We start from the raw sequence: 21,263 nt of genomic DNA on the forward strand, positions 1-21,263 counted from the left end.
CACCCGAGATCATGCACCGGCGTTCCCACCTTCTCACGAACGGGCGTTTCTTGCATCTTAGGGGATACGACCTCCGGGCGTAATCCGCCCCCGCGGGTGCGTCCCGCCTGCGTCCTCGAATTCGCGTGGACGGACGGGCGCCGCCGCGGTGTCGTGCTCCCCCGCATCTTCCGCATGACCGACCTCGCCGCCGCGCCGGCGCCCGCCCTCTCCCTCCTCGCCGCGCTTCCCGACGGCGTGGCGGCGTACGACCGCGAGCTGCGCATCTCCTTCTGGAACGCCGCGATGGAGCGCCTTACCGGCATCCCCGCCGCCGGGGCGCTGGGCCGCCGCGCCACCGCCTTCATCCCCCATCTCCCTGACCCGCGAGACGAGGAGACGGCGCCGCGGGAGATCTCCATCTCCCTGAACGGCAGCGACTTCCGTGTCGAGGTGCGCACGGTGCCGCTGCGCGGCGAGGCGGGCGAGGTGTGCGGGGGGATGGCGATCGTGCGCGAGATCGCCGCGGGAGACGGGGAGACGGAGCAGGCGCTGCGGCGGTCCGAGGAGCGCTACCGCTCGCTGGTGGAGGCGGGGACGCAGATGGTGTGGACCACCGACGCGCGCGGGATGGTCGTCGACATGCCCTTCTGGCGCCACCTCACCGGGCAGACGGTGGAGGAGGTGCGCGAGGAGGGATGGTCGTGGGCGGTCCACCCCGACGACCGCGAGCGCGTGCTGGACGCCTGGTACCGGGCGCAGGAGGGGCGCACCGTCTACGAGGCCGAGTACCGGCTGCGGCTGCAGGACGGCTCGTACCGCTGGTTCATCGCGCGCGGGGTGCCCGTGCTGGAGCCGGACGGCGGCGTGCGCGAGTGGGTGGGCGTGTTCAACGACATCCACGACCGCCGCATGGCCGAGGCGGCGCTGCGCGAGAGCGAGGAGCGGTACCGCCTCGCGACTCTGGCCACGCGCGACGTGGTGTGGGACTGGGACCTGGCGACGGACGAGGTGCGCTTCGGCAACTCGATCCGCCAGGTGCTGGGGTTCCGCCCCGACGACGTGGACCCCGACGCGAACTGGTGGTACGACCACATCCACCCCGACGACCGCATGCGCGTGGTCGACGGCGTGCACGAGGCCATCCGCCGCCGCGCCGAGGTGTGGACCGACCGCTACCGCCACCTGCGCGCCGACGGCAGCTGGGCGCAGGTGGAGGACCGCGCCTACCTGCTCTATGGAGACGACGGGCGCCCGGTGCGGATGGTGGGCGCCACGCAGGACGTGACCGAGCGCGTGCGCGCCGAGGCCGCGCGCGAGAGCGAGCGCGTGCGCCTGCGCCGGGTGCTGGCGCAGATGCCCGCGGCCGTCTCGGTGCACGAGGGCCCGGAGCTCGTGTTCGTGGCGCTCAGTGATGCCATGGGCCGGCTGATCGGCCCGCGCGAGGTGATGGGGATGCCGGCGCGCGACGCGCTTCCCGAGCTGGCCCGGCAGGGGTTCGTGGACGAGCTGGAGCGCGTCTACCGCACCGGCGAGCCCGTCTCCTCCGCCGGCGTCTCCGCGTGGTGGGACGCGGACGGCGACGGCGAGGCAGAGGAGCACGTGGTGGACTACGCCTACGAGCCGCTGCTGGACGGCGAGGGGCGCGTGTACGGCGTGGTCAGCCACGTGGCCGAGGTCACCGGGCGCGAGCGCGCGGCCCGCGAGCTGGCCGACGCCCGCCGCGAGGCCGAGGCCCGCGCCGACGAGGCCGCGGGGCTGGCCCGCCAGCTGGCCGAGAAGGCCGAGGCGCTGCAGGTGCGCGTGGACGAGTCGCGCCGGCTGGCCGCGGAGCTGCGCACGGCCAACCTGGAGCTGCGCGGCGCCAGCGACCGCGCCGAGGAGGCGCGCCGGCGCCTGGCCGTGCTGGCCGAGGCCAGCAGCCGCCTGGCCGCCTCGCTCGACCATCGCGAGACGGTGCGCACCCTCTCCGCGCTGGCCGTGCCCGCGCTGGCGGACTGGTGCTTCGTGGAGGTGAAGGACGACGACGGCGGCATCCGGCTCCTCGCGGCCGGGCATTCGGACCCGGAGATGGTGGCGCTCGCGGCCGAATCGCTGCGGAAGCACCCCGTGGACCCCGCCGCGCCGCACGGCACCGCGCAGGTGCTGCGCACGGGCGAGCCCGAGGTGGTGTTCGACATCCCCCCGGAGTTCGCCGACCTGATGGCGCAGAGCGACGAGCATCGCGAGACCCTGCTCCGCGTCGGTTTCCGCTCGTACATCTCCGTCCCCCTGTCGGCGGCGGGGCGCACGTTCGGCGTGCTCTCGCTGGTACAGGCCGAGTCGGGACGCCGCTTCACCCCCGACGACGTGCCGCTGGCGAAGGAGCTGGCGCACCGCGCGGCCACCGCGATCGAGAACGCGCGGCTGTACGAGGAGGCGCTGGCCGCCAACCGCGCGAAGGCGGGCTTCCTCGCGACGATGAGCCACGAGCTGCGCACGCCGCTGAACGCCATGATCGGCTACGTCGACCTGCTGCTGATGGGGATCCCCGACCCGATCCCGGTCAGCGCGCAGGGGCACGTGGAGCGCATCCGGCTGGCGTCGCGCCACCTGCTGTCGATCATCGAGGAGATCCTCACCTTCTCGCGCCTCGAGGCCGGGCGCGAGCGGCCGGAGCTGGAGGAGGTGGACCTGGCCTCGCTGGCCAGCGAGGTGAGCGCCATCATCGAGCCGCTGGCGCGCGAGAAGGGGCTGCTCTTCCACGTCCCCGCCGAGATCGACCCGCCCACGCTGCGCACCGACCCGCGCAAGCTGCGGCAGATCCTGGTGAACCTGCTGGGGAACGCGGTGAAGTTCACCCCCGGCGGCAGCGTGTCGTTCGCGGTGGAGCGGGCGGACGGCGCGGTGCTGCTGCACGTGCGCGACACGGGCGTGGGCGTGGCGCCCGAGCACCACGAGCTGATCTTCGAGCCCTTCCGCCAGGTGGACGACGCCAAGACGCGCACCGTGGCGGGCACCGGCCTGGGCCTCACCGTCAGCCGCGAGCTCGCGCGCCTGCTCGGCGGCGACGTGACCATCGCGCCGGCGGAGGGGTGTGGGAGCGTATTCACGGTGCGTCTGCCGGTGTGAGGAAAAACGGCGAACTTGAAGGGGCTCACGCAGAGGAGCAGAGGCAGCAGAGAACTCACCTCCGCTGCCTCTGCTCCTCTGCGTGAGGCAAAGCAGTTTTTGACCTTGAAAGCGATGAACGGAGGGCTTGGATGAACGCCGGGTTTCTCGATCTCCACCCGTGGGACTTGAAGGTGGCCGAGGCGCGCGAGGTGCAGATCGCGCTGTGCGAGCGGCTGGTGATGGGCGCGCCGGCGGGGTTCGCGCCGCGGCTGGTCGCGGGCGCGGACGTGTCGGCGGACCGCTTCAGCCGCGTGGGGTTCGCGGGCGTGGTCACGCTCGACCTGGAGACGATGGAGACGGTGGAGGAAGCGAGCGCCGTCGTCGATCTCCGCTTCCCGTACGTTCCCGGCTACCTCTCCTTCCGCGAGCTGCCGGCGCTCGCCGCCGCGTGGGAGAAGCTGGAGCGCCGCCCCGACGTGGTGGTGTTCGACGCGCACGGCTACGCGCATCCGCGGCGCTTCGGGCTGGCGTGCCATGGCGGCGTGCTGCTGGACCTGCCCACCATCGGCTGCGCGAAGACGATGTTCATCGGCGAGCACGGGCCGCTGGGCGAGGCACGCGGATCGACCGCGGAGATCGTCGACAAGGGCGAGACGGTCGGCGTGGCGCTGCGCACGCGCGACGGGAAGCACCCGGTCTACGTCTCCGCCGGCCACCGGATGGATCTCGGCACCGCGGTGGAGCTGATCCTGCGCCTCAGCCGCTTCCGCCAGCCGGAGACGACCCGCCGCGCGCACCAGCTGGTGAACGACGCCCGCCGGGCGCACAAGCGGGCGGTCAAGGCGGACTCCCCGGTGGGTTGATCGCCGGTGGATTGAGGATGATGGCCGATCCGAGACCGTGAGCAGCAGTCCGCCATCTCCGGTGGGTTGAAACCCCCCGCTGGAAAATCGAGAAGTCCGCCTTCGCGGACTGCATCCGTACGGAACGAGTGTCGGTGTGTCGCGCCAGCATGGATCCCCGATCTCCCGATCCTCCAATCTCCCTCTCCCCTGTTCCCGCATCCCCTGCCGTTCGCGCGCGGGGCGTGGTATTGTAGAAGAGCAGGCCCCGCGGACCCTTCCCCACATCCCCGTCAACCGCCCCCTCGCGACCGCGCCGCATCGGTCAGAAACGAGCAGTCCGGCTCGTTCCAGTGCGGTCCCCGGAAGCGCACGGCAGCAACGGACGCTTCAGAATTGTCATCAGGAACACCTTCCCCGGAAGAGCGCTTGAACGTTACCCAGCTCTTCCTGCAGCACTACGATGGGCTGTACAGGTACCTCGTGCGGCTCACGGGCGACGCGGACCTGGCGGCCGACGCCGCCCAGGAGGCGTTCGTCCGGCTGGTCGAGCGCCCGCCGCAGGACCGGCACGTGCGGGCCTGGCTCTTCGCCGTGGCCACCAACGTCGTGCGCGACACCGCCCGGGCGCGCGCCCGGTGGATGACGCTGCTCATGGGATCTCCCGACCGCGCGCCGATGGGCGACGTGGCGCAGGGGCCCGACGACGCGGCCGAGAGCGCGGAGCGCCGCAAGCTGGTGCGCGCGGCGCTCGACCGGCTGAGCTGGAAGGAAAGGACCGTGCTCCTGATGAGGGAAGAGGGTGTCGCCCACCACGAGATCGCCGACGCGGTCGGCACCACGACGGGGTCGGTGGGCACCATGATCGCGCGCGCGCTGAACAAGCTCGCGGGCGAGCTCGCTCCAACCTCGGAGAGCCTGAGATGAGTCTGTTCGCAGCGTCCCGCCACCCCGGTGACGAGGACCTGATCCGATACATGGACCACCAGCTGGACCGCGAGGCGCACCGCATCATGGGCGCGCACCTGCGGACCTGTGCCGAGTGCACGGCCCGGCTGGAGGCCTATCAGCAGAAGAACGCGGTGGTGAAGGAGTGGCTGAGCCTCCTCCCCGCCGCCATGCCCGACGACGGCAAGCGCGCGGTGGCGCTGGCCGCCGTCGACCGCGCGCGCTTCCGCCGCCGGCGGATGGCGCCGCTCACCTCGCCGTCGCTGCGCGCCGCCGCGGCGGTGCTGCTGCTGCTGGGCGTGGGGCTGGGCACCGAGCCCGGCCGCGCCTTCGTGGCCGGCGGCGTGGTGCGCCTGGCCGGACGCGAGCCGGGCCCATTGGCCACGCGCCTGGTGGAATGGCTGGGGGAAGAGAGGGTGCTCCCCGCCGAGACGCCCACGCTGGCGCAGGCGCCCCAGCCGGTGATGGCCGCCCCGCCCAGCACCGACGCCGCCACGCGCACCGCGCCCGAGGTCACGCGGAGCGCGTCGCGCGCGGCGGAGGCGCCGCCCATCAAGCCGGGGATGTCGGCGCCGGTCACCTTCACGCCGCGCGGGCCCGACGTGACGCTGGTGTTCCACTCGGTGCAGGCCTTCGGCGGGGCCACGCTGCATTTCCGCCGGACGGCGCCGCGCGCCAGCGGCCAGGTGTGGGCGCACTACCGCGGCGAGGGGCTGATCCCCACGGCCGACGGCCTGGAGATCCGCAACACCCCCGAGTCGCGCGCCGACTACATGATCGTCATCCCCTCGCGCTACCGGATGATCCGGGTGCGCGTGGCCGACGGGCCCGAGGTGCGGGTGGCCATCTCCAAGAGCAAGCAGGAGTGGATCTGGACCATCCCGCTGCAGCTGTCGGTGCTGGAGGACCAGTAGCCACATCCCCTCACGAACAACCCACCCGCCCGGCGCGATTCCACCGCGCCGGGCGGTTCTTCATGTCCGACGAAAACCTTATCGACTGCGCGGCGAACGACGGCGCGGCCGCGGCATCCCTGCCCCCCACCCCCGCGCTGCGCGCGACCCTCCCCCCAAAACCGGCTGGGGGGAGGGTGAAAGGACATGGTTTTTCGCGCCGAACTCGCGTCCGCGCTGAGGTCTCCCCTCCCCTGCGCAGCGGGAGGGGCCGGGGGAGGGGGCCAGCCGGGCGGGCAGGATGCCCGTCGAAGCCGCGCAGATGCCGGAGCGACTACCTCTCCCGGTACGGGAGAGGTGGCGAGCCCAGGCGAGCCGGAGAGGGCGCCACGTCGGTCCGCGACTTCGCGTCCCGTCGCAACGAAGCCCCGCCGGTCGACCCGGCGGGGCTTTCGTCATGCCGACTGGAATCAGAGGTCGAGCCTCGGCGCTTACCGCTGCGGCTCGACCTTCAGGTGGTACTCGCCCTCGTTCTCGCCGCTGAGCGCCTTCGCGCGGATGGTGAAGGTGCCGGTGGAGGGGAGCGTGACCTCCAGCAGCGAGTTGGTGCCCTCGGGGCCGTCGTCGTTGGAGCTGATCTCGTTGAAGGTGCCGCCCTGCACCGTGCCGATCGACACGTAGGTGTCGAAGTCCTCCGACGACATCGTGATCTTCAGCCGCTCGCCCGAGCGCCCGTGGTAGGTCCAGTAGTCGTAGTACGAGCCGTCCTCGCCGGTGGGGTCGCTGTCGTCGAGGTTGCCGGTGACGTCGGTGTTCGGCTCGATCTCGCGCGGGGTGGCCGTGGTGGGGCCGGCCTCGCGCTCGGTGACCGCCAGCGTGTACGGGCCGGTCTCGCCCGCGTGCACCGAGTTGGCGCGGATCACGTACTCGCCGTCCTCGGCGATGGTGGCGCGGATGCGCGAGTTGGTGCCGCCGCCGCCGTCGTCGTCGGTCTGCAGCGACTTGAACTCGCCGTCCTCCATCTTCCCGAAGTGCAGGAAGGTGTCGAACGAGTCGGCCTGCATCTCGATCTGCAGCCGCTGACCGTGCGTGGCGCTGATCGTCCAGGTGTCGTAGTACGAGTCGTCGTCGAGGAGCGCGTCGGTGTCGGCCAGCCGCCCGCTCACGCTCTGCCCCACGCGGATGGGGCGCGGCGCCGCGGTGGTGGGCTGGGCGGCCGCCTCGAGCGACAGCGTGTACGCGCCCTTGCCGTCCTCGGACAGCGACTGGGCCACGATCATGTAGTTGCCGTCGTCGGGCACCTCGAAGCGCACGCGGGCGTCGGTGTCGCCGCCGCGGTCGTCGTCGGTGGCCAGCGCGTCGGTGATGCCGCCGATCGTCCGCGCGATGGTCAGGTAGGCGTCGAAGTCCTTGGAGCGCATGGTGGCCACCAGCCGCTGCCCCTTGCGCGCGGTGAAGTTGTAGACGTGGAAGCGGCCCTTCTCCGTCGTGTTGGGGTCGGTCTCGGCCAGGGTGCCGTTGATCGTCTGGCCCACGCGGATCTGCCGCGGGGGGGCCGAGCGCTGGGCGTGCGCGGGCAGGGCAGCCAGCACCGCGCACGCGGCGGCAGCCGCCGCCACGCACTGCATCCGTCTCATGGAGCTCACCGTTGTGGGAAGGGGTGTCTGGAGGGCGGAAGGGAGAGCCGGCGCCTGCCGGCTTCGTGTCGGGTCCTCGGTGTTGTACCCGGCGCCGCGCCAGTGTTGCCGCGCCGGGCCCGCGGTCCGGCAATCTATCGTTCAGCGTTGAAAAGAAAAGACTTTCATCCGTCGGCGCCCCCCGTGAAAACGCGAAAATGCGAGTCCCGGCGCCGCCTCGGTCTGCCGGGAGAATAGCGGTCGGCTGCACGGGGTGGCATCGGAACATCGCACACCGCGGCGCATCCACGAGATCGGCCGGGCGTGATGAATCGCGCCCCTACTTGTGGGATCGGGTGATTTTCCCGATTGCGGGACCTCTGGATGGAGCCGGGACGCCGCTGGCCCGACAGGGAAATGAAGCACTGCGACGATCGGCGCCCCAACCGCGATAGCTGCGCGCGTCGATATGAAAACGCCGGCCGCCATAGATTCCAAGGCCGATCCTGGCGCGCGCGCCTTCTCGCTGGTGAATGGCGCACAATGTGGAAATCAAACGATCACGCGTGACCGCGCGGTCCACGGGAAGCAGATCGATGGCATGGAATTCCTTGTGTGTACTGGCCGGCGCCCCGCCCACGCAGGTATTGAACGCCGGATCGCGATAAGCCGAAACGACGCGCACATCACCAATCGCGGGCTTGACGTGATCGCGGATGAAGCGCAACACCGGGACAATGTTCGCCCAGTCCCTGTCGGGTGGAGCGACAAAGGGCTCGACGAGGCACTTCGGTCTTAAACGGTCGGCGATCCACAGATCGTACGCAGGAACGACGCCTCCCACGCCAGCGGTGCTCAGCATTGCCTCGAAACGAGCAAAGGCTTCGGCCCTGGCGGGGGCCTCACTGCTCCATCGGCGGAACTCGGCCTCGGTCGCCACGGGACTGCGCGCCGCGACACACCCTGCGGCGAGCACCGTGAGCGACACGACCCATCGGGACCATCGGCGTTCGCGCATCAAATCCCCCTGTTCCAGCCGCTCCACGTTTCGCGCGAGCCACATCTGACGCGTCAGCCGTTCCGCCGCCCGCCGCCGTTCCCTCCGTGTGATGCTGTTTTGTCGAGATCGGGATCACTCCTCGTCTTCGTAGATCGCGCGCTCCTCGGCCTGCAGCACCTCGCGCAGCGCCTGCTCCCACGACACGCCCTCGTCGAAGGCGCGGGCCTGCGCGTCGTTCCAGATGCCGCGCAGCACCACGTCGGCCAGGGACACGGCGAGCCCCTCGCGAGTGCGCCGCAGCTCGGCCGCGCGCGTGGCGACGGGGAGGAGCTCGGGCGGGATGTCGGCCTGCGGGGGGAGGTACTTCGCGCCCGCGGTCTCCGGCGTGCGCCCCTCGCCCTTCTTGGCCTCGGGCGTCTTCACCGGCGACGTCCACCGCCGCGGCTCGCGGGCGATGCGCAGCGCCAGGCTCCCGTCCGCGAAGGGCTGCCACCACTCGATCAGCCCGCCCTCGAGCTCCTTCAGCAGCTTCTCCACCTCCAGCCGCACGGGCCCCTTGTGGTGCCCCGCGCGGCGGGCGCGCTCCACGATCAGCAGCAGGTCGGCGCCGGGCTGCTCGTGCGCGAAGGTCTGGATCCAGCGCAGCGCGCGGTCGCGGGCGGTCTGCGGCCCCTCGCCGTGCAGGTCCAGCCGCCGCGTGGGCGGGTAGTGCCGCTCCTCGTACTCGCGCGCGAGCTCGTTCAGCCGGGTCATGGACTGAACGTACATGCACGGACAGGACCGACAAGAACAGATGGCTCACGCGGAGGCGCGGAGACGCGGAGAGCGCGAACTGCCAACGATTGAATCACACGGAGGGAACGAAGGAAACGGAGAACTGCGATGAGTTCCTCCGTTCCCTCCGTTTCCTCCGTGTGATTCAGTTCTGTTGGGGTGTTCTCCGCGGCTCCGCGGCTCCGCGTGAGAAATCGAATCCCTGGAATCTCATGGGAACGGGGATTGCGCCTCCCGCCCGGCCTCTGGCAACCGGACGAAGGAGGAAGGGCGATGCGAGGCTACGACCGGGGATACGACTACGGGCTGCGGGGATGGCCGCAGGCGTCGCGCTGGCGCGAGCCGGTGCGGACGCGCTTCGCGGGCGGCGGCTACGGGCGCGACTACGGCACGCACGACTACGGCGGGCGAGGGGTGGGATACGATTCGCCGTACCGGCCGACGCCGCTCCCTAACCGGGTGACCGCGCGCTACAACCTGGACTACGTGCGCGAGCAGCATCCGGGCGAGCGGCCCGTCAACTACGTGCCCTACGGCGGCGACCGCATCGGCCGGATCGGCGACATGCGCGCGTACCACGGCCCGTACCAGACCGTCGGCGGCACGCGCACCTGGCGCGGCGAGTGGCCGATGGACTGGGAGCGCCACCACGACCGCTACGACTGGGGCTTCCCCAACTACCGCGCGGGCTACGGCCGCTGGTTCTGAGCTGCGGAATCCGGGAGAGATGGGCGAAGTGCGGAAAGGCGGGCGACGCGCCATCGTCGCCCGCTTCGGCGTGTGGTCCCGTGGACGCTACTTGCGGTGGGAGAAGTGCAGGTCGTTCACGTCCGACTTCTCGCGGCCGCTCCAGTGCACGTAGAAGCGCCAGGCCGCCACCAGGCTGAGGACGACCAGCACCGCCAGGATCGCGATTTCCGCGATCGACGCCCGGCCGCCGAGTGCGCTGGGTCCGGTGTTGACGATCTGCATCTACCCTCCCGTGCAGAGGTGCCCCTCATCCCGCCAGAGGATGTCCGGCGGGTAAAAAACGCCGCATTTCTCACGCCGCGCGGCCGCGCCTCCGGCTCACACCCCGCCCGCCGCGCTGGTCCACGCGCGTCCTGCGCCTCCGGCCGCGCCGCCGCTTCCACCCGTCCAGCGACAGCACGCCGTCGATCTCCACCTCTTCGACGTCGGTCGCGTCCGAATCGTTGGATCGGGCGGTCGCGCCGTCGTCCCGCTCGGCGCGCCGGGCGCGCGCCGCGGAGGCCGCACGCTCGCGCTCGCGCTCCAGCTCCTCCAGCACGCGCTCGGCCGAGACGTCCCACGCGAGCGAGAGCGTGCTCAGGAGCGTGGCCATCGCGCGCGCCAGCGGCTCGTCCAGCCGCGGCGGCGCGGGCGAGCGCACCACGGCGGGAAGGAGGCAGCTGGGCCCGTCGCCCGCGGCGCCGCGGTCGCGCCCGCGCTCCAGGCGCGAGCCGACGGCGGCCACGATGCGCCGCGCCGCGTACCGTCTGCGGTGCAGCCGGCGGCCGGAGCAGAGGTGCCGCAGCCGGTCGCGCCACGCGGGGCCGGCCGCCGCCGCGCTGTCGGCCAGCAGCCACAGCGCCGCGTACAGCTCGGCGAACACGCGCAGGTCGATCTGGCGGACGGTCTCGGGCGGAAGGGTGCCCAGGTACTCGAGGAAGGCGGAGATCCGGCGGGGCCGGTCGAGCAGGAAGAGAACGATTTCGCGGGAGCCGCGCCGGTGGTTGCAGCGGGCGCAGGCGGGAACGATGATGCGGAGGTCTTTTCTGCGGCCCCCTCGCGCCCGCGGGATCACGTGCTCGCGGGTGAGGGGGCGGTCCGGGGCGGCGGGTGCGCGGCAGTAGACGCAGCTTCCGCTTCGGATGCGCTCCTCCAGCTCGCGCTGGAGTGCGCCGCTGTGGTGCTTTCTCCTCACGTACACTCCCCCGGTGAGGGTGCGGCGGACGGAGCCCGCGGGCTCCCGACGCGGCGATCAGGGACCGGTCAGTCCAATAGAGAATCGCGGCCCGTCACGCGCTTGTGACGGCCGGGACCCGGTCCTCGCTCGCAAAGGTCAGGAAACAGTGCAGGGCTCCCGGACAGGAGACGTGCGGTGTGCCGGGTGGGGGATTCCGGCCGGGGCGGGTGGGCCATGCTGTGGCACGACGACCGCTGCATCGCAATATGTGGGGGTCGCCTCCGCGAGCGCCAGTGTTTTGTCCGACACCGGAAACGGAGTCTCTCACAGAGGGCACGGAGGCCACGGAGAACTGATCTCATCCTCCGTGGCCTCCGTGTCCCTCTGTGAGAGAAATACGAGAGGAGCCGGGACGCTACTCCAGGTCGATCCGCATCTTCACGCCCGCCTCGCCCACGGCGAAGCCGCTGTAGAACTCGCCGAACTCGCCCTCCAGCGCCGCCGCCACCTCCTCCGCGCGCCCGCGCCCCTCGGCGATGGCGAAGACCGACGGGCCGGCGGAGCTCATCATCGCGTACAGCGCGCCGTTCTCGCGCGCCACCCGCATCAGCCCCCGCACCACGTCGCGCCGCCAGAGGTCCTCCATGATCCGGTAGGTGCCGACCTCGTTCAGCTCCCAGCCGTGGGAGAGGAAGGCGCGCGCGTCGTTGCGCAGCAGCGCGGGCTTCATCCGCCGCTCCAGGAAGGCCACCACCCGGTCGTGGTACTCGCGCTGGTAGTCGATGCAGAACTGCAGGCTCTCGCGCTCGTCCGCGTCGCCGATGCCGTGCTGGCCGCCCTGCCCGAACCCCTTCACCCGGTCGCTCGCCAGCGCCGCCGTGTCGCCGCCCGCCGTCACCACGAACAGGCCGGCAGTGTCGGCGCTTCCCACGAAGCGCGCGAACTGGTCCACCCACACCAGCCCGCCGTACTGCAGGCACGCCTCGCCTACGCCGGTGTCGAACCCCCAGTAGATGTGCTGGTCGTCGATGTCGGCGTTCTCCACGAAGTTCTGGGTCAGGATGTCCCAGATCTCGGGGACGGAGAAGGGCGTGCCGAAGAGCGCGTTCAGCGCGGAGAGGACGGCGGTGTTGAAGGTGACGTTGGAGCCGAAGCCGCCGTGCACCCGGCCCACGCGCTGCGCGACCGACACCGACACGTCCGCGGGATCGTGCCCCACCAGCTCGCAGAAGAGCGCCGCCAGGTGCCGCGCCGTCGGCCGCATCCCGTCGCCGCCGCCCCCGCCCAGCGCCACCTCCACCTCGCTGCACACCCCCGAGGTGGAGAAGCCGAACCCCCCGCCGCCGGGGAGCATCGGCTGCATCTGGAAGAAGTCGATCACGTTGAAGTGCAGCCGCGCCGGCGCCCACACCCGCGCGCGGCCGTGCACCGGCGCCGCGTTCCGCCCCCGCCACTCGTCGCGGATGCGGAACTGCTCGCCGGGAAGGAAGTAGTCCATCGCGGGACCGTCGCCCATGGGATTTCGCCTCGCGGGTGGATTCCGGGTGATGATTCGGGAGATGGGGAACGGGACGATCGCTCAGCCGGGGAGGAGGGCCAGCTTGCTGGTGGTCTTGTCGCGCAGCGCCGGGCCCAGCGCGGCGCGGATCGCCTCCACGATGGGGGTGGCGCGGTCGTCGTGCGCCGAGTCGTAGTCCACCTCGATGATCGCCGGCTCGGGGAAGGGGGTGTGGCGCAGCTGGTCGACCTCCACCTTCACCCCGAAGTCCAGCACGCGCAGGAACCCCCGCGCGCCGCCCACGCCCTTCAGCTCGCCCGACTGCACGTGCGTCCCGCTCGCGTCCATGCTCTGGCCGGGGAGCACGGGAAAGGTGTGGCGCACCTTGTCGAAGCAGGCCACCTGCCCGTATCCCGCGTCGGCGTAGCGCGCCAGGAGACGCGCCAGGTCCGACTCGCGGTTCCGCTCGAAGGTCTGCACGTAGCCGCTCACCCGGCGCGGGGTCGACGGCTCGCCCCACCCCGTGGCGATGATCTCGAAGGCGATCTCGCGGCGGGGGTGCACGTGCTGGCGGACGCGGACGGAGACGCGGCGGCGGAGCAGCGCGCGGTCGGGGGTGTCGAAGTAGCGGTCCACCACCCGGCGCACCCGCGGCTCCACCCCCGTGGCCGCCCTGCACGCCTCGACGGCGCGCGCCACCGGCACCGCGGCGAACCAGGAGATCTCCTCCGGGCTGATGCTCACGAACAGGCTGGGCATCCAGTCGTCGGGCACCAGCAGCGCGTCCGGCAGCGCCATGCCGTTCACGGACGCGGTGCCGCGCTCGATCGGTGGCGCGCCGGACGGACTCATCCTTCTCCGGGGAACGGAGTGCGCGTGGATTGTCGCCTGGTTTGCGCCATCATAATCGCAAAAAGCTCAACAGAACAGGGGGACGGCGGACTCCTCGCCGCCGCTCCACACCCGCTTGAGCAGACCGCCCTCTCCCGAGCCCGATGCGCGCAGGTGGTTCTGCACGTATCGCACCCCGCCGATCACGCGGTCGTCGGGGATGTGCGTGTGCCCGAAGACGTGCACCGACGACCCCGCGCGCCGGAGCTGCGCGTCGATCTCCTCGCTTCCCGCCACCAGCGGCAGCCCCTTGAAGCGGAGCCAGCGCACCGGGGGAAGGAGGTCGGGGCGGGGGACGAAGTGCGAGAAGGTGACGACGGGGCCGTCGAAGTCGCGCAGGTGCGGCTCGTTCATCTCCGCGAACAGCCGGTCGATGCGCTCGGCGCCGCCCGGCCAGCGGCAGAAGTACAGGTCCGACCACGCTTCGAGCGAGTCGTGGTCCGCCTCGCCGGCCACGTCGAAGGCGGCGTCGTACCAGGAGAAGAGGGGGACGACCCAGGCGCCGCCCACCCGCGCGGGGGCGGTGCGCACGCCGATCGTCCGGCAGGCGTCGAGGACGGCGTGGAACTTCTCCACGCTGTCGCGCGGGTCGCCGCGCACCCACAGCTCGTGGTTGCCGGGGACGAAGAACACCTCGGCGAAGCGGGCGCGCAGCGACCCCAGCACGTCGGTGACGATGGAGAGGTCGTCGGCCACGTCGCCCGCCACGATCAGCGCGTCGCCGCGGTGCTCGTCGGCGGGGATGCGCTCCAGCAGCGCCCGGTTCTCGCGGAAGTCGGCGTGCAGGTCCGACACGGCCCAGATGCGCATCACCCGCCCGCCGTTCGCGTCAACGGCCCAGCGTCGGCGGGATGGTCAGGCTCACCTCCTGCCCCGGCGTCACGTAGATCTCGCTGATGGTGGTGCCGGTGCGGCTGCTGCCCACGGGGTCGACCAGGAACGCCAGCGCGCGCCCGATCCCCACCACGCTGTCGGGGATGCGCAGCGTGGTGGTGCTGTTGCCGTTGACCATCCCCAGGCGCCGGCGCGTGCCGCCGTACAGCGCGAAGACGTCGACGTCCAGCCAGGCCTGGTTCTCCACGCGCACGTAGGTGGCGGCGCGCGGGGCGGGCGCGTTGTTCCCCTTCCCCACGCAGGCGGCGGCGCCCAGCGCGGCCAGGAACAGGGCGAGGGTCAGCTTCACGGCGCGGCTCATCGGTCTCTGGCTCCTTCTCCGGATACGGGGGGTGATGGCGCGCCGGCCTACGGCGCGACCACCGGCGTCTGCCACGGGCGGAAGAGCGCGAGGGCCACCATGGCCAGGAGCAGGAGCGCGAACAGTGCCACCGCCGCCACCATGCATCCCCGCGCGCCGCAGCCGGAGCGCGGGTCTGCGGGCTCGGGCGGGAGCTTCACGATCCCGTCGGGAAGGTTCGGGTCCCGCTCCATCCTGGCCATCCGCTCGCTCCGTGGTCGTGGCTCGATGCCGGATGGTAACCATCCATCAAGACGTTCGACAAGCCGCGATTGTTCCCCGGCGCTCCGGTCCGCGGCCTCCGACCTGTGTTCATCCCCCGATCTGGAAAAGAATGCTCTCACAGAGGACACGGAGGTCACGGAGAACCGAATCGAGTCCTCCGTGACCTCCGTGCCCTCCGTGAGAGCCGTTTCCGTTCTCTCCGGGGTGATGCTACCAGGGCTGCGGGCGGACGGCGCGGACCACCACCTCGCGCTCGGTGGGCGAGAGCGCGACGGCGGAGATCACCCCGTGCCACGTCTCGCCCTTCGCGTCGCGCAGCTCGGCGGAGGCGGTGGCGCCGGTCTCGTCGCCCGGTGACGGGCGGACGGTCCAGCCGGCCTGGCGCAGGAGCCCGGCGTAGTACTCCACCAGCGCGGCGGGGGTGAGCGCGGTCTCCAGCCGCCCCGACGCCTCCCAGTCGTACTGGCTGCCGCCTCCGCCGCCTCCCGAGGTCTGCCGGGCGCCATCGGGAGCGGGGAGCGCCGGCAGCGGGATCTCGCGGAACGCCTCGACCCACTCGCGCCTGCACGACCCCGCGGCGCCGTTGCTCTCCAGCGTCAGATAGCCGCCTCCGTCGCGAACCGGAATCGCGGTCACGTGGACGGAACGGCCTTCGGGGGTGCAGAACTCCGTGGGAAACGCGGGGGCCGGCCGGCCGAGGAAAGCCAGTCGGTCGCTGGAGTTGGGCAGCCATCCGGCGCGCTGGAGCGCCTCGGAATACGCGGCGAGCACCCCGTTCACGTCGCCGGGGACGAACGCCACCCCCGTGGCCTCGTCGGCGTACGATGCGCCGCCCAGGACGCGCGCCCCGGGCGGGAGCGGCGCGGAGGCCAGCTCCGGCGGCAGCCGTCCGGCCGTGAACACCGGCTCTTCCACCTCCCCGTTCCCGCGGGGGTGCACCAGGAGCGCGCGGGCCAGCCGGCCGGGCACCGGCGGCCCCTGTGCGCGCGCGGCGGGGCCCCATTCCACCTCGCCGTGCCGCGGTTCCGTCGACGCGCCCGACACGCGCACCACGTAGAAGCGCTGGCCCTCGTCCACCTTTAGCACTGCCACCAGCGCGCGCCAGCTCCTCCCCCCCGCGTCGCGCATCTCCGCCCACGCGGTGGCGCCGCCGGCGTCGCCGCGAGGGTCGGCGGCAGTCCACCCCGCCTTGCGCAGCTGCCCGACGAGATCCGCCGCGAGCTCGGCGGGCGCCCGGGTGGAGCGCATCCGCCCTTCGGCATCGTGGTAGTCGGCGGAGCCACCGCCCCCGCTCCCCATCATCTCCACCCCCTCGGGCGCGTGGATCGGGGGGAAGGGCACGTCGCGGGGGAGCGGGCGCCGCACGCCCGAGCAGGGGAGCTCAGGCACGTTCTCCAGGACCGCCGACAGCTGGATCTCGCTCCCGCCCTGCGGGCGGGGCGTGGCCCAGGCCGTCAGCATCTCCCGGCCCGGCCCGCACAGGGCGAGCGTGGGCATCGCCGGGGAGGGGCGCAGCGACGGATCGTCGCTCGCGTGCCACCCCGCGCGCTCGAGCTGCGTCTTCCAGCCGGCGATCGCCTCGGCGGGCGGCTGGGGAACGGTGAGGAGCAGCCGGCCGCCGCTCCGTCCCGGCACGCCGCCCACCACCGTGGCCGCCGGGGGGAGGAGGCTGGCGGGGAACGACGCCGGCCGCCGGCCGACCACGATCTCCGGCTCTGGCTGGCCGCGTATCGTGAATGGAAAGAGCAGCGCGTGCAGCAACTCGCGGGGAACCGTGTTCCCGCCGCCCTGCGCCGACGCGGCGGGGGCGGCGGAGATGCCGAGCGCGAGGAGGGGAAGGAGGGCGATGCGTCTGCGCATGGAGATCTCCTGTCCAAGGAGCGGTGGTGGGATCACGTCACCGTGAGCATCCCCTTGGGCGCACGGACCGCGCCATTCCGCTCCGGATCTCCCCATCTCCCGAAAGACCGCGCCGCGCCTGCGATTCTCCCGTCCCTCCTCTCGATCCCCTCCCCCGTCGACCTCACGTTCCGGGACAGGAGATGGACAGCGTGCGGCGCTCGCTCCCCACGCGCCCTCGCGTCAACCCCGGCGGAAGATGCGGCGGTAGCCGCCGGCGATCAGCGCGGAGACGTCGGCCATGATGCGCGGGAGGTTGAGCCCACCAGGATACGCCAGGTATCTCGGCTCCCACTGCGGGTGGAATTTCTCCTTGTAGAGCCGCAGCCCCTGGAAGTTGTAGAGCGCGCCGCCGCGCTCGAACAGCCAGTTGCCCATGCGCGTCCACACCGGGGCCACGGCGCTCATCTCCAGCCCGGAGAGCGGCGCCATCCCCAGGTTGAAGCGCCGGTAGCCCTGCTCCTTCCCCCACAGCATCACCTGCAGCAGCAGCACCTCCATCACGTTCTTCGGCGCGGTGGAACGGTAGCGCATCAGGTCCACCAACAGCTCCGTCCCGTCCGCCCCCGGCCACACCGTCGCGAAGGCCTCCACCCGCCCCTCGCTCTCGATCACCGCCACGGGAAAGCGGCGGACGAACCCCTCGTCGAAGAAGCCGAGCGAGAAGCCCTTCTCCGCCACCGCCTTGTGCGCCAGCCAGTCGGCCGACACGCGGCGGATCTCCGGCAGCACCGCCTCCACCTCGCCGCGCGGGACGATGCGGAAGCGCATCCCGCTGCGCGCGAAGCGGTTGAGCACCAGCCGCAGCGGCTTCCGCTCGGCCCCCTCCAGCCCGAACGCGTCCAGCGAGACGAAGGCCTCTTCCCCCAGCTTCACGAAGGTGAGGCCGAAGTCGGCGTACTGGTGCAGCCGGTCCTTCCCCACCTGGTAGAACACGGGGATGCCGCCGAAGTCGTCGCAGCGGCCGAAGAACTGGCGGATGAGCGCACTGGTGCACGCCGGGTCGCCGATGGGGTCGCCCAGCGCCACCCACGTCTTCCCCTGCACGCCGTACATCAGGAACGCCTCGCGGCCGGGGCTGAAGAGCAGGCTCTTGTCCCCGAGGTAGACGAGATACGGCTGCGTGTGCGGCTGCGCGGCGACGAGCGTCCCCGCGTCCTCCAGGTCCTCCTGCGACGGCTGCACGACCTCGGGCGGCGCGGGGCGCATCAGCCGCAGCACACCGAAGGCGAGGAGAGCGACGAACGCGCCCACGGAAGCGCGGAGGAAGCGCGGCGCGTCGGCGCTGGCCGCGAAGCGCCACCACAGCTCGCTGCTGTACTCCACGTGGCGGAAGGCGAAGAACCCCAGCCAGATGGACGCGCCCACGACGGCCACCACGGAGGCGAACCAGCCGGGGGAGAAGCGCGCGGCGAAGAAGGCCGCGCGCCGGTCGAACGCCGGGCGGCTGACGCCGAGCGCGGCGAGGAGCGCGGCGAGGAAGAAGGCTTCCTCGTAGTCCACGCCCTTCAGCAGGCTCGCCGCGATCCCCAGCGCCAGCGCGCCGCCCGCCACGTACCAGGCAAAGCGCAGCCGCCGATAGACGCCGTTGGAGATGAACAGCAGCCCCACGCCGAGGACCGATCCCAGGAAATGCGAGGTCTCGATGACGACGAGGGGGATGTAGCGCGCCAGCCAGTGCACCCGCTCGCGCTCCACGGGCGTGGCGCCGGAGAGGAGGAGGACGACGCCCGCGAGGAAGGTGAAGACGGCCAGCACCTTCGGCGTCACCTGCCCGGTCAGCGCCCCGAACGCGCCGCCGATGCGCGCCAGCGCGTCCCTGCGCAGCCGCAGCTCGTCCGCCACGAGGAAGATCAGCGCGAGCGCGAGGGGGACGAGGTAGTAGATCAGGCGGTAGAGGAGGAGCGACGACACCAGCTCCGCGGGGACGCCGTAGCCGCGCAGCAGGAACGCCATCGTCCCCTCGAACACCCCCACGCCGCCGGGAACGTGGGAGATGAGCCCCAGCAGCTGCGCGGCGATGAAGGCCGACAGCACCTCGGCGAAGTCCAGCCCCGTGTGCGGGATGATGACGTACAGCACCGCGCCCGCGAGCGCCCAGTCCACCGTGCTGAGCACGAACTGCAGCAGCACCGTCCCCGGCGGCGGGATGGGCGCGCGGAAGCCGCCCAGCTTCACCGGCTTGCGCCAGAACACCGCCGCCAGCAGGTACGCCGCGGCGATCACCAGCATCAGCGCGCCGAGGGCGTGGACGACGAAGGGCCCGAGGAGCGAGACGATGTCGGGGTGGGGGTCGAACGCCATGCTGTAGCCGCCCAGCACCAGCAGCCCCAGCCAGAACGTCCCGTTGTAGAAGATGATGATGCGGGAGATGTCGCCCGCGGTGAGCCCCCAGCGCGAGTAGAAGCGGTAGCGCACGCTGGTGCCGCTGATCACCGCCCACCCCACGCTGTTGCTGATGGCGTAGCCGGTGAACGAGGCCAGCGCCACCTTCCACCACGCCTGCTTGCGCCCGATGTAGCGGAAGGCCAGCAGGTCGTACAGGCAGAGCACCGCGTAGTTCAGCAGCGTGAACGCCACCGCCCACCAGAGCGCGCCGTGCGGGAGCGACTTGAGGGTGGCGCGGATGGTGGCGTAGCTCACGCGCCGCAGGTCCGCCTGCAGCACCGCGATCCCCGCCGCGAACAGCGCCAGCGCGATCAGCGGCTGCACCCAGCGCCACACGCGCGAGCGGGTGCCGGCGTCGGACGCGGGCGGTTCGGCGGACGGCGCGGTCGGATCGGTCACGCGCGGCGGGGTTGCGGAGTGTACGCCCTGCGGTGGGCCGACGAATGTACGCCCGGCGCCGGAGCGGCGGAAGCGGGATGTTCCGCCAGGCTTTGGCGACAGCAATCAGACAAACAGAATGACTCACACGGAGGGAACGGAGGGAACGGAGGATGATGAGCAGTCCTCCGTTCCCTCCGTTTCCTCCGTGTGAGACCATTCCCGTAGGATCAGATCGAATGCACAGGCGTCCGTGCAATTCGCACGAAACCTCTACCAGCCCTCATCGTAGGCATGCTGAAGCTTCTTTCGGCGGCGCTGCACGAAGGGAATAACGTGCGGCGCAAGAATTGGCGATCGACTCCACCCAGGCTGGGAGACATACGAATGTCGTGGAGCCCCGTTCTCGACGCCGTCCCTCCGAAGAAGCGTGACCGCCGTCCGCTCGCGGTCAGGATGCGCGAACGCGTTCGCCAGATCGACGAAGCGGCCAGCCGGCGCGACGAGACCTACGCCTCGAAGGAAAACGGAGCCATCGTATTCCGGACGAGGCGAGTGGCATAAAGCCTTGCAGGACAGCCAAACCCGTCCGGGCAGAGCATCAGCTCTGCCCGGGTTTTCTTTTTGGCACCTCAGGAGAGAGATCCGGCCGCCACGCGCTTGCCGTCTAGGGTGAGCCCGAGTGTGCCCAGCTCCGCCGCCAGCACGGGATCGGCGACACGGATCTGGCCGGCGACGACGACGAGCGCGACGTCGTCCTCCGTCGCTTCGAGGACGGGGCGGCGGAAGACGGCGAGGTCGGCGGGGCTACCGACGGTCAGTGAGGGGATCGGGAGGCGCAGGCGGCGCGCGGCGGTGGCGCCGACGGCGTCGAGGAGGCGGGCGTCGTCCACCAGGCCCGTCGCACGGGCGGCGCGGAGCTCGTCGAGCAGGCTGCCGTCGCCGCTCAGCAGCGAGTCGCTGCCGAGCAGGACGTCCACACCGGGCGCGAGCAGCTCCGCCGGCGCGGTGCGGCCGAGGAGGAAGGCGTTGCTTGTCGGGCACCAGACGAGCGCCGCGCCCGACGCACGGAAGCGCGCGATCCCGTCCGCGTCGGGGCCGACGACGTGGACGGCGAGCAGGTTCTCGTCCAGCAGCCCCAGCCGGTCGATCTCGCGCACCTCGGCGGCGGAGAGCGCGTCGGTACCCTCGGCCAGGTGGATGGTGAGTGGCCGCGCCGGATCGGAGGGATCGGGCGCGGCCGCGCGGGTGAGATCGGGCTCGAAGCCGAGCGAGTGCGCGGTGCGGACGCGGGCGACGCGGATGGGGAAGCCGCGCTCGATATCCGGCTCCCACGCGTCGTGGTGGACGACGGTGGTGACGCCCGCGAGCAGGTTCTTCCACGCGCCGCGCAGCAACGCCTCGCGCCGCGGCACGGCGCGCGCCGCGGCGATCTCGTCCGCGAAGCGGCGGTGGATGTCGCGGCCCCACTCGTACGCGTTCGGATACGGCCCCGCGCCCAGCCGGCCGTAGTGGTTGCGGTGGAGATGGTCGTGCGCGTTGATCAGCCCCGGCCGCACCTCGCCGTCCGGGATGCGCAGCGTCACGTCGAACCGCCGGTCCGCGGGGACGATGACGCCGCCGTCCACCCCCACCGCCACGTTCGCCGCCTCGATGCGGAAGCGCATCACCGTGCGCAGGCGCGACGACCGGAAGCCTC

General features: G+C 71.8%; 19 protein-coding genes. 6 read left to right on the forward strand and 13 right to left on the reverse strand.

What is annotated here, in order from left to right; all coding sequences use genetic code 11:
- Positions 1-174 precede the first annotated feature (174 nt).
- The 4 genes from VF092_23935 to VF092_23950 all read left to right on the forward strand — a co-directional run bounded on the left by VF092_23935 (position 175) and on the right by VF092_23950 (position 5,776).
- Entirely contained in the window at positions 175-3,090 is a 2,916-nt protein-coding gene (locus VF092_23935; GenBank protein HEX6750365.1) for a PAS domain S-box protein, read from the forward strand.
- Positions 3,091-3,221: 131 nt separating this feature from the next.
- Complete coding sequence (locus VF092_23940; GenBank protein ID HEX6750366.1) at positions 3,222-3,935, forward strand: endonuclease V; 714 nt, start codon at positions 3,222-3,224, stop codon at positions 3,933-3,935.
- Between the two features lie 408 nt (positions 3,936-4,343).
- Positions 4,344-4,841, forward strand: coding sequence for a sigma-70 family RNA polymerase sigma factor (locus VF092_23945; protein HEX6750367.1), 498 nt, complete (start codon positions 4,344-4,346; stop codon positions 4,839-4,841).
- Entirely contained in the window at positions 4,838-5,776 is a 939-nt protein-coding gene (locus tag VF092_23950; GenBank protein ID HEX6750368.1) for a hypothetical protein, read from the forward strand. Before VF092_23945 ends, VF092_23950 begins: the two co-directional genes overlap by 4 nt.
- A 470-nt stretch (positions 5,777-6,246) precedes the next feature.
- Here the strand turns inward: VF092_23950 and VF092_23955 are convergent, their stop codons facing one another.
- The 3 genes from VF092_23955 to VF092_23965 form a co-directional block, all read right to left on the reverse strand.
- Positions 6,247-7,392, reverse strand: a complete 1,146-nt coding sequence (locus VF092_23955) for a PPC domain-containing protein (protein HEX6750369.1) — start codon at positions 7,390-7,392, stop codon at positions 6,247-6,249.
- A 319-nt stretch (positions 7,393-7,711) separates the two neighbouring features.
- A complete protein-coding gene (locus tag VF092_23960; GenBank protein ID HEX6750370.1) occupies positions 7,712-8,434 on the reverse strand; it encodes a D-Ala-D-Ala carboxypeptidase family metallohydrolase in 723 nt (240 codons plus the stop codon).
- A gap of 69 nt (positions 8,435-8,503) precedes the next feature.
- Positions 8,504-9,124, reverse strand: coding sequence for a hypothetical protein (locus VF092_23965; GenBank protein ID HEX6750371.1), 621 nt, complete (start codon positions 9,122-9,124; stop codon positions 8,504-8,506).
- 294 nt (positions 9,125-9,418) lie between these two features.
- Here VF092_23965 and VF092_23970 point away from each other — a divergent pair, with 294 nt between their 5' ends.
- Complete coding sequence (locus tag VF092_23970) at positions 9,419-9,853, forward strand: hypothetical protein (GenBank protein HEX6750372.1); 435 nt, start codon at positions 9,419-9,421, stop codon at positions 9,851-9,853.
- Between the two features lie 87 nt (positions 9,854-9,940).
- Here VF092_23970 and VF092_23975 read toward each other — a convergent pair whose 3' ends face one another.
- The 9 genes from VF092_23975 to mprF form a co-directional block, all read right to left on the reverse strand.
- Complete coding sequence (locus VF092_23975) at positions 9,941-10,117, reverse strand: hypothetical protein (GenBank protein HEX6750373.1); 177 nt, start codon at positions 10,115-10,117, stop codon at positions 9,941-9,943.
- A 70-nt stretch (positions 10,118-10,187) separates the two neighbouring features.
- On the reverse strand, positions 10,188-11,069 hold the full coding sequence (locus VF092_23980; GenBank protein HEX6750374.1) for an HNH endonuclease: 882 nt from the start codon (positions 11,067-11,069) through the stop codon (positions 10,188-10,190).
- A 397-nt stretch (positions 11,070-11,466) separates the two neighbouring features.
- Positions 11,467-12,567: a hypothetical protein gene (locus tag VF092_23985; protein ID HEX6750375.1), complete on the reverse strand. Its 1,101-nt coding sequence runs from the start codon at positions 12,565-12,567 to the stop codon at positions 11,467-11,469.
- 63 nt (positions 12,568-12,630) lie between these two features.
- Positions 12,631-13,401 (reverse strand): CYTH domain-containing protein, encoded by a 771-nt coding sequence (locus VF092_23990; GenBank protein HEX6750376.1) that lies wholly within the window; start codon positions 13,399-13,401, stop codon positions 12,631-12,633.
- Positions 13,402-13,467: 66 nt separating this feature from the next.
- On the reverse strand, positions 13,468-14,250 hold the full coding sequence (locus tag VF092_23995) for a metallophosphoesterase (protein HEX6750377.1): 783 nt from the start codon (positions 14,248-14,250) through the stop codon (positions 13,468-13,470).
- 19 nt (positions 14,251-14,269) lie between these two features.
- On the reverse strand, positions 14,270-14,635 hold the full coding sequence (locus VF092_24000; protein HEX6750378.1) for a hypothetical protein: 366 nt from the start codon (positions 14,633-14,635) through the stop codon (positions 14,270-14,272).
- A gap of 47 nt (positions 14,636-14,682) precedes the next feature.
- A complete protein-coding gene (locus VF092_24005; protein HEX6750379.1) occupies positions 14,683-14,877 on the reverse strand; it encodes a hypothetical protein in 195 nt (64 codons plus the stop codon).
- Between the two features lie 232 nt (positions 14,878-15,109).
- A complete protein-coding gene (locus VF092_24010) occupies positions 15,110-16,759 on the reverse strand; it encodes a hypothetical protein (GenBank protein ID HEX6750380.1) in 1,650 nt (549 codons plus the stop codon).
- 222 nt (positions 16,760-16,981) lie between these two features.
- The gene (mprF, locus tag VF092_24015) at positions 16,982-19,585 is read right to left on the reverse strand and encodes a bifunctional lysylphosphatidylglycerol flippase/synthetase MprF (protein HEX6750381.1); all 2,604 of its coding nucleotides are present in this window, start codon (positions 19,583-19,585) and stop codon (positions 16,982-16,984) included.
- Positions 19,586-19,858: 273 nt separating this feature from the next.
- On the opposite strand from mprF, the gene VF092_24020 reads away from it, so the two are divergent.
- The gene (locus VF092_24020; protein ID HEX6750382.1) at positions 19,859-20,128 is read left to right on the forward strand and encodes a hypothetical protein; all 270 of its coding nucleotides are present in this window, start codon (positions 19,859-19,861) and stop codon (positions 20,126-20,128) included.
- Positions 20,129-20,196: 68 nt separating this feature from the next.
- Here VF092_24020 and VF092_24025 read toward each other — a convergent pair whose 3' ends face one another.
- Positions 20,197-21,231: an amidohydrolase family protein gene (locus tag VF092_24025; GenBank protein HEX6750383.1), complete on the reverse strand. Its 1,035-nt coding sequence runs from the start codon at positions 21,229-21,231 to the stop codon at positions 20,197-20,199.
- Positions 21,232-21,263: the final 32 nt, after the last annotated feature.

It is taken from the genome of Longimicrobium sp. (genome assembly GCA_036377595.1).
In the GTDB taxonomy this organism is placed as follows: Bacteria; Gemmatimonadota; Gemmatimonadetes; order Longimicrobiales; family Longimicrobiaceae; genus Longimicrobium.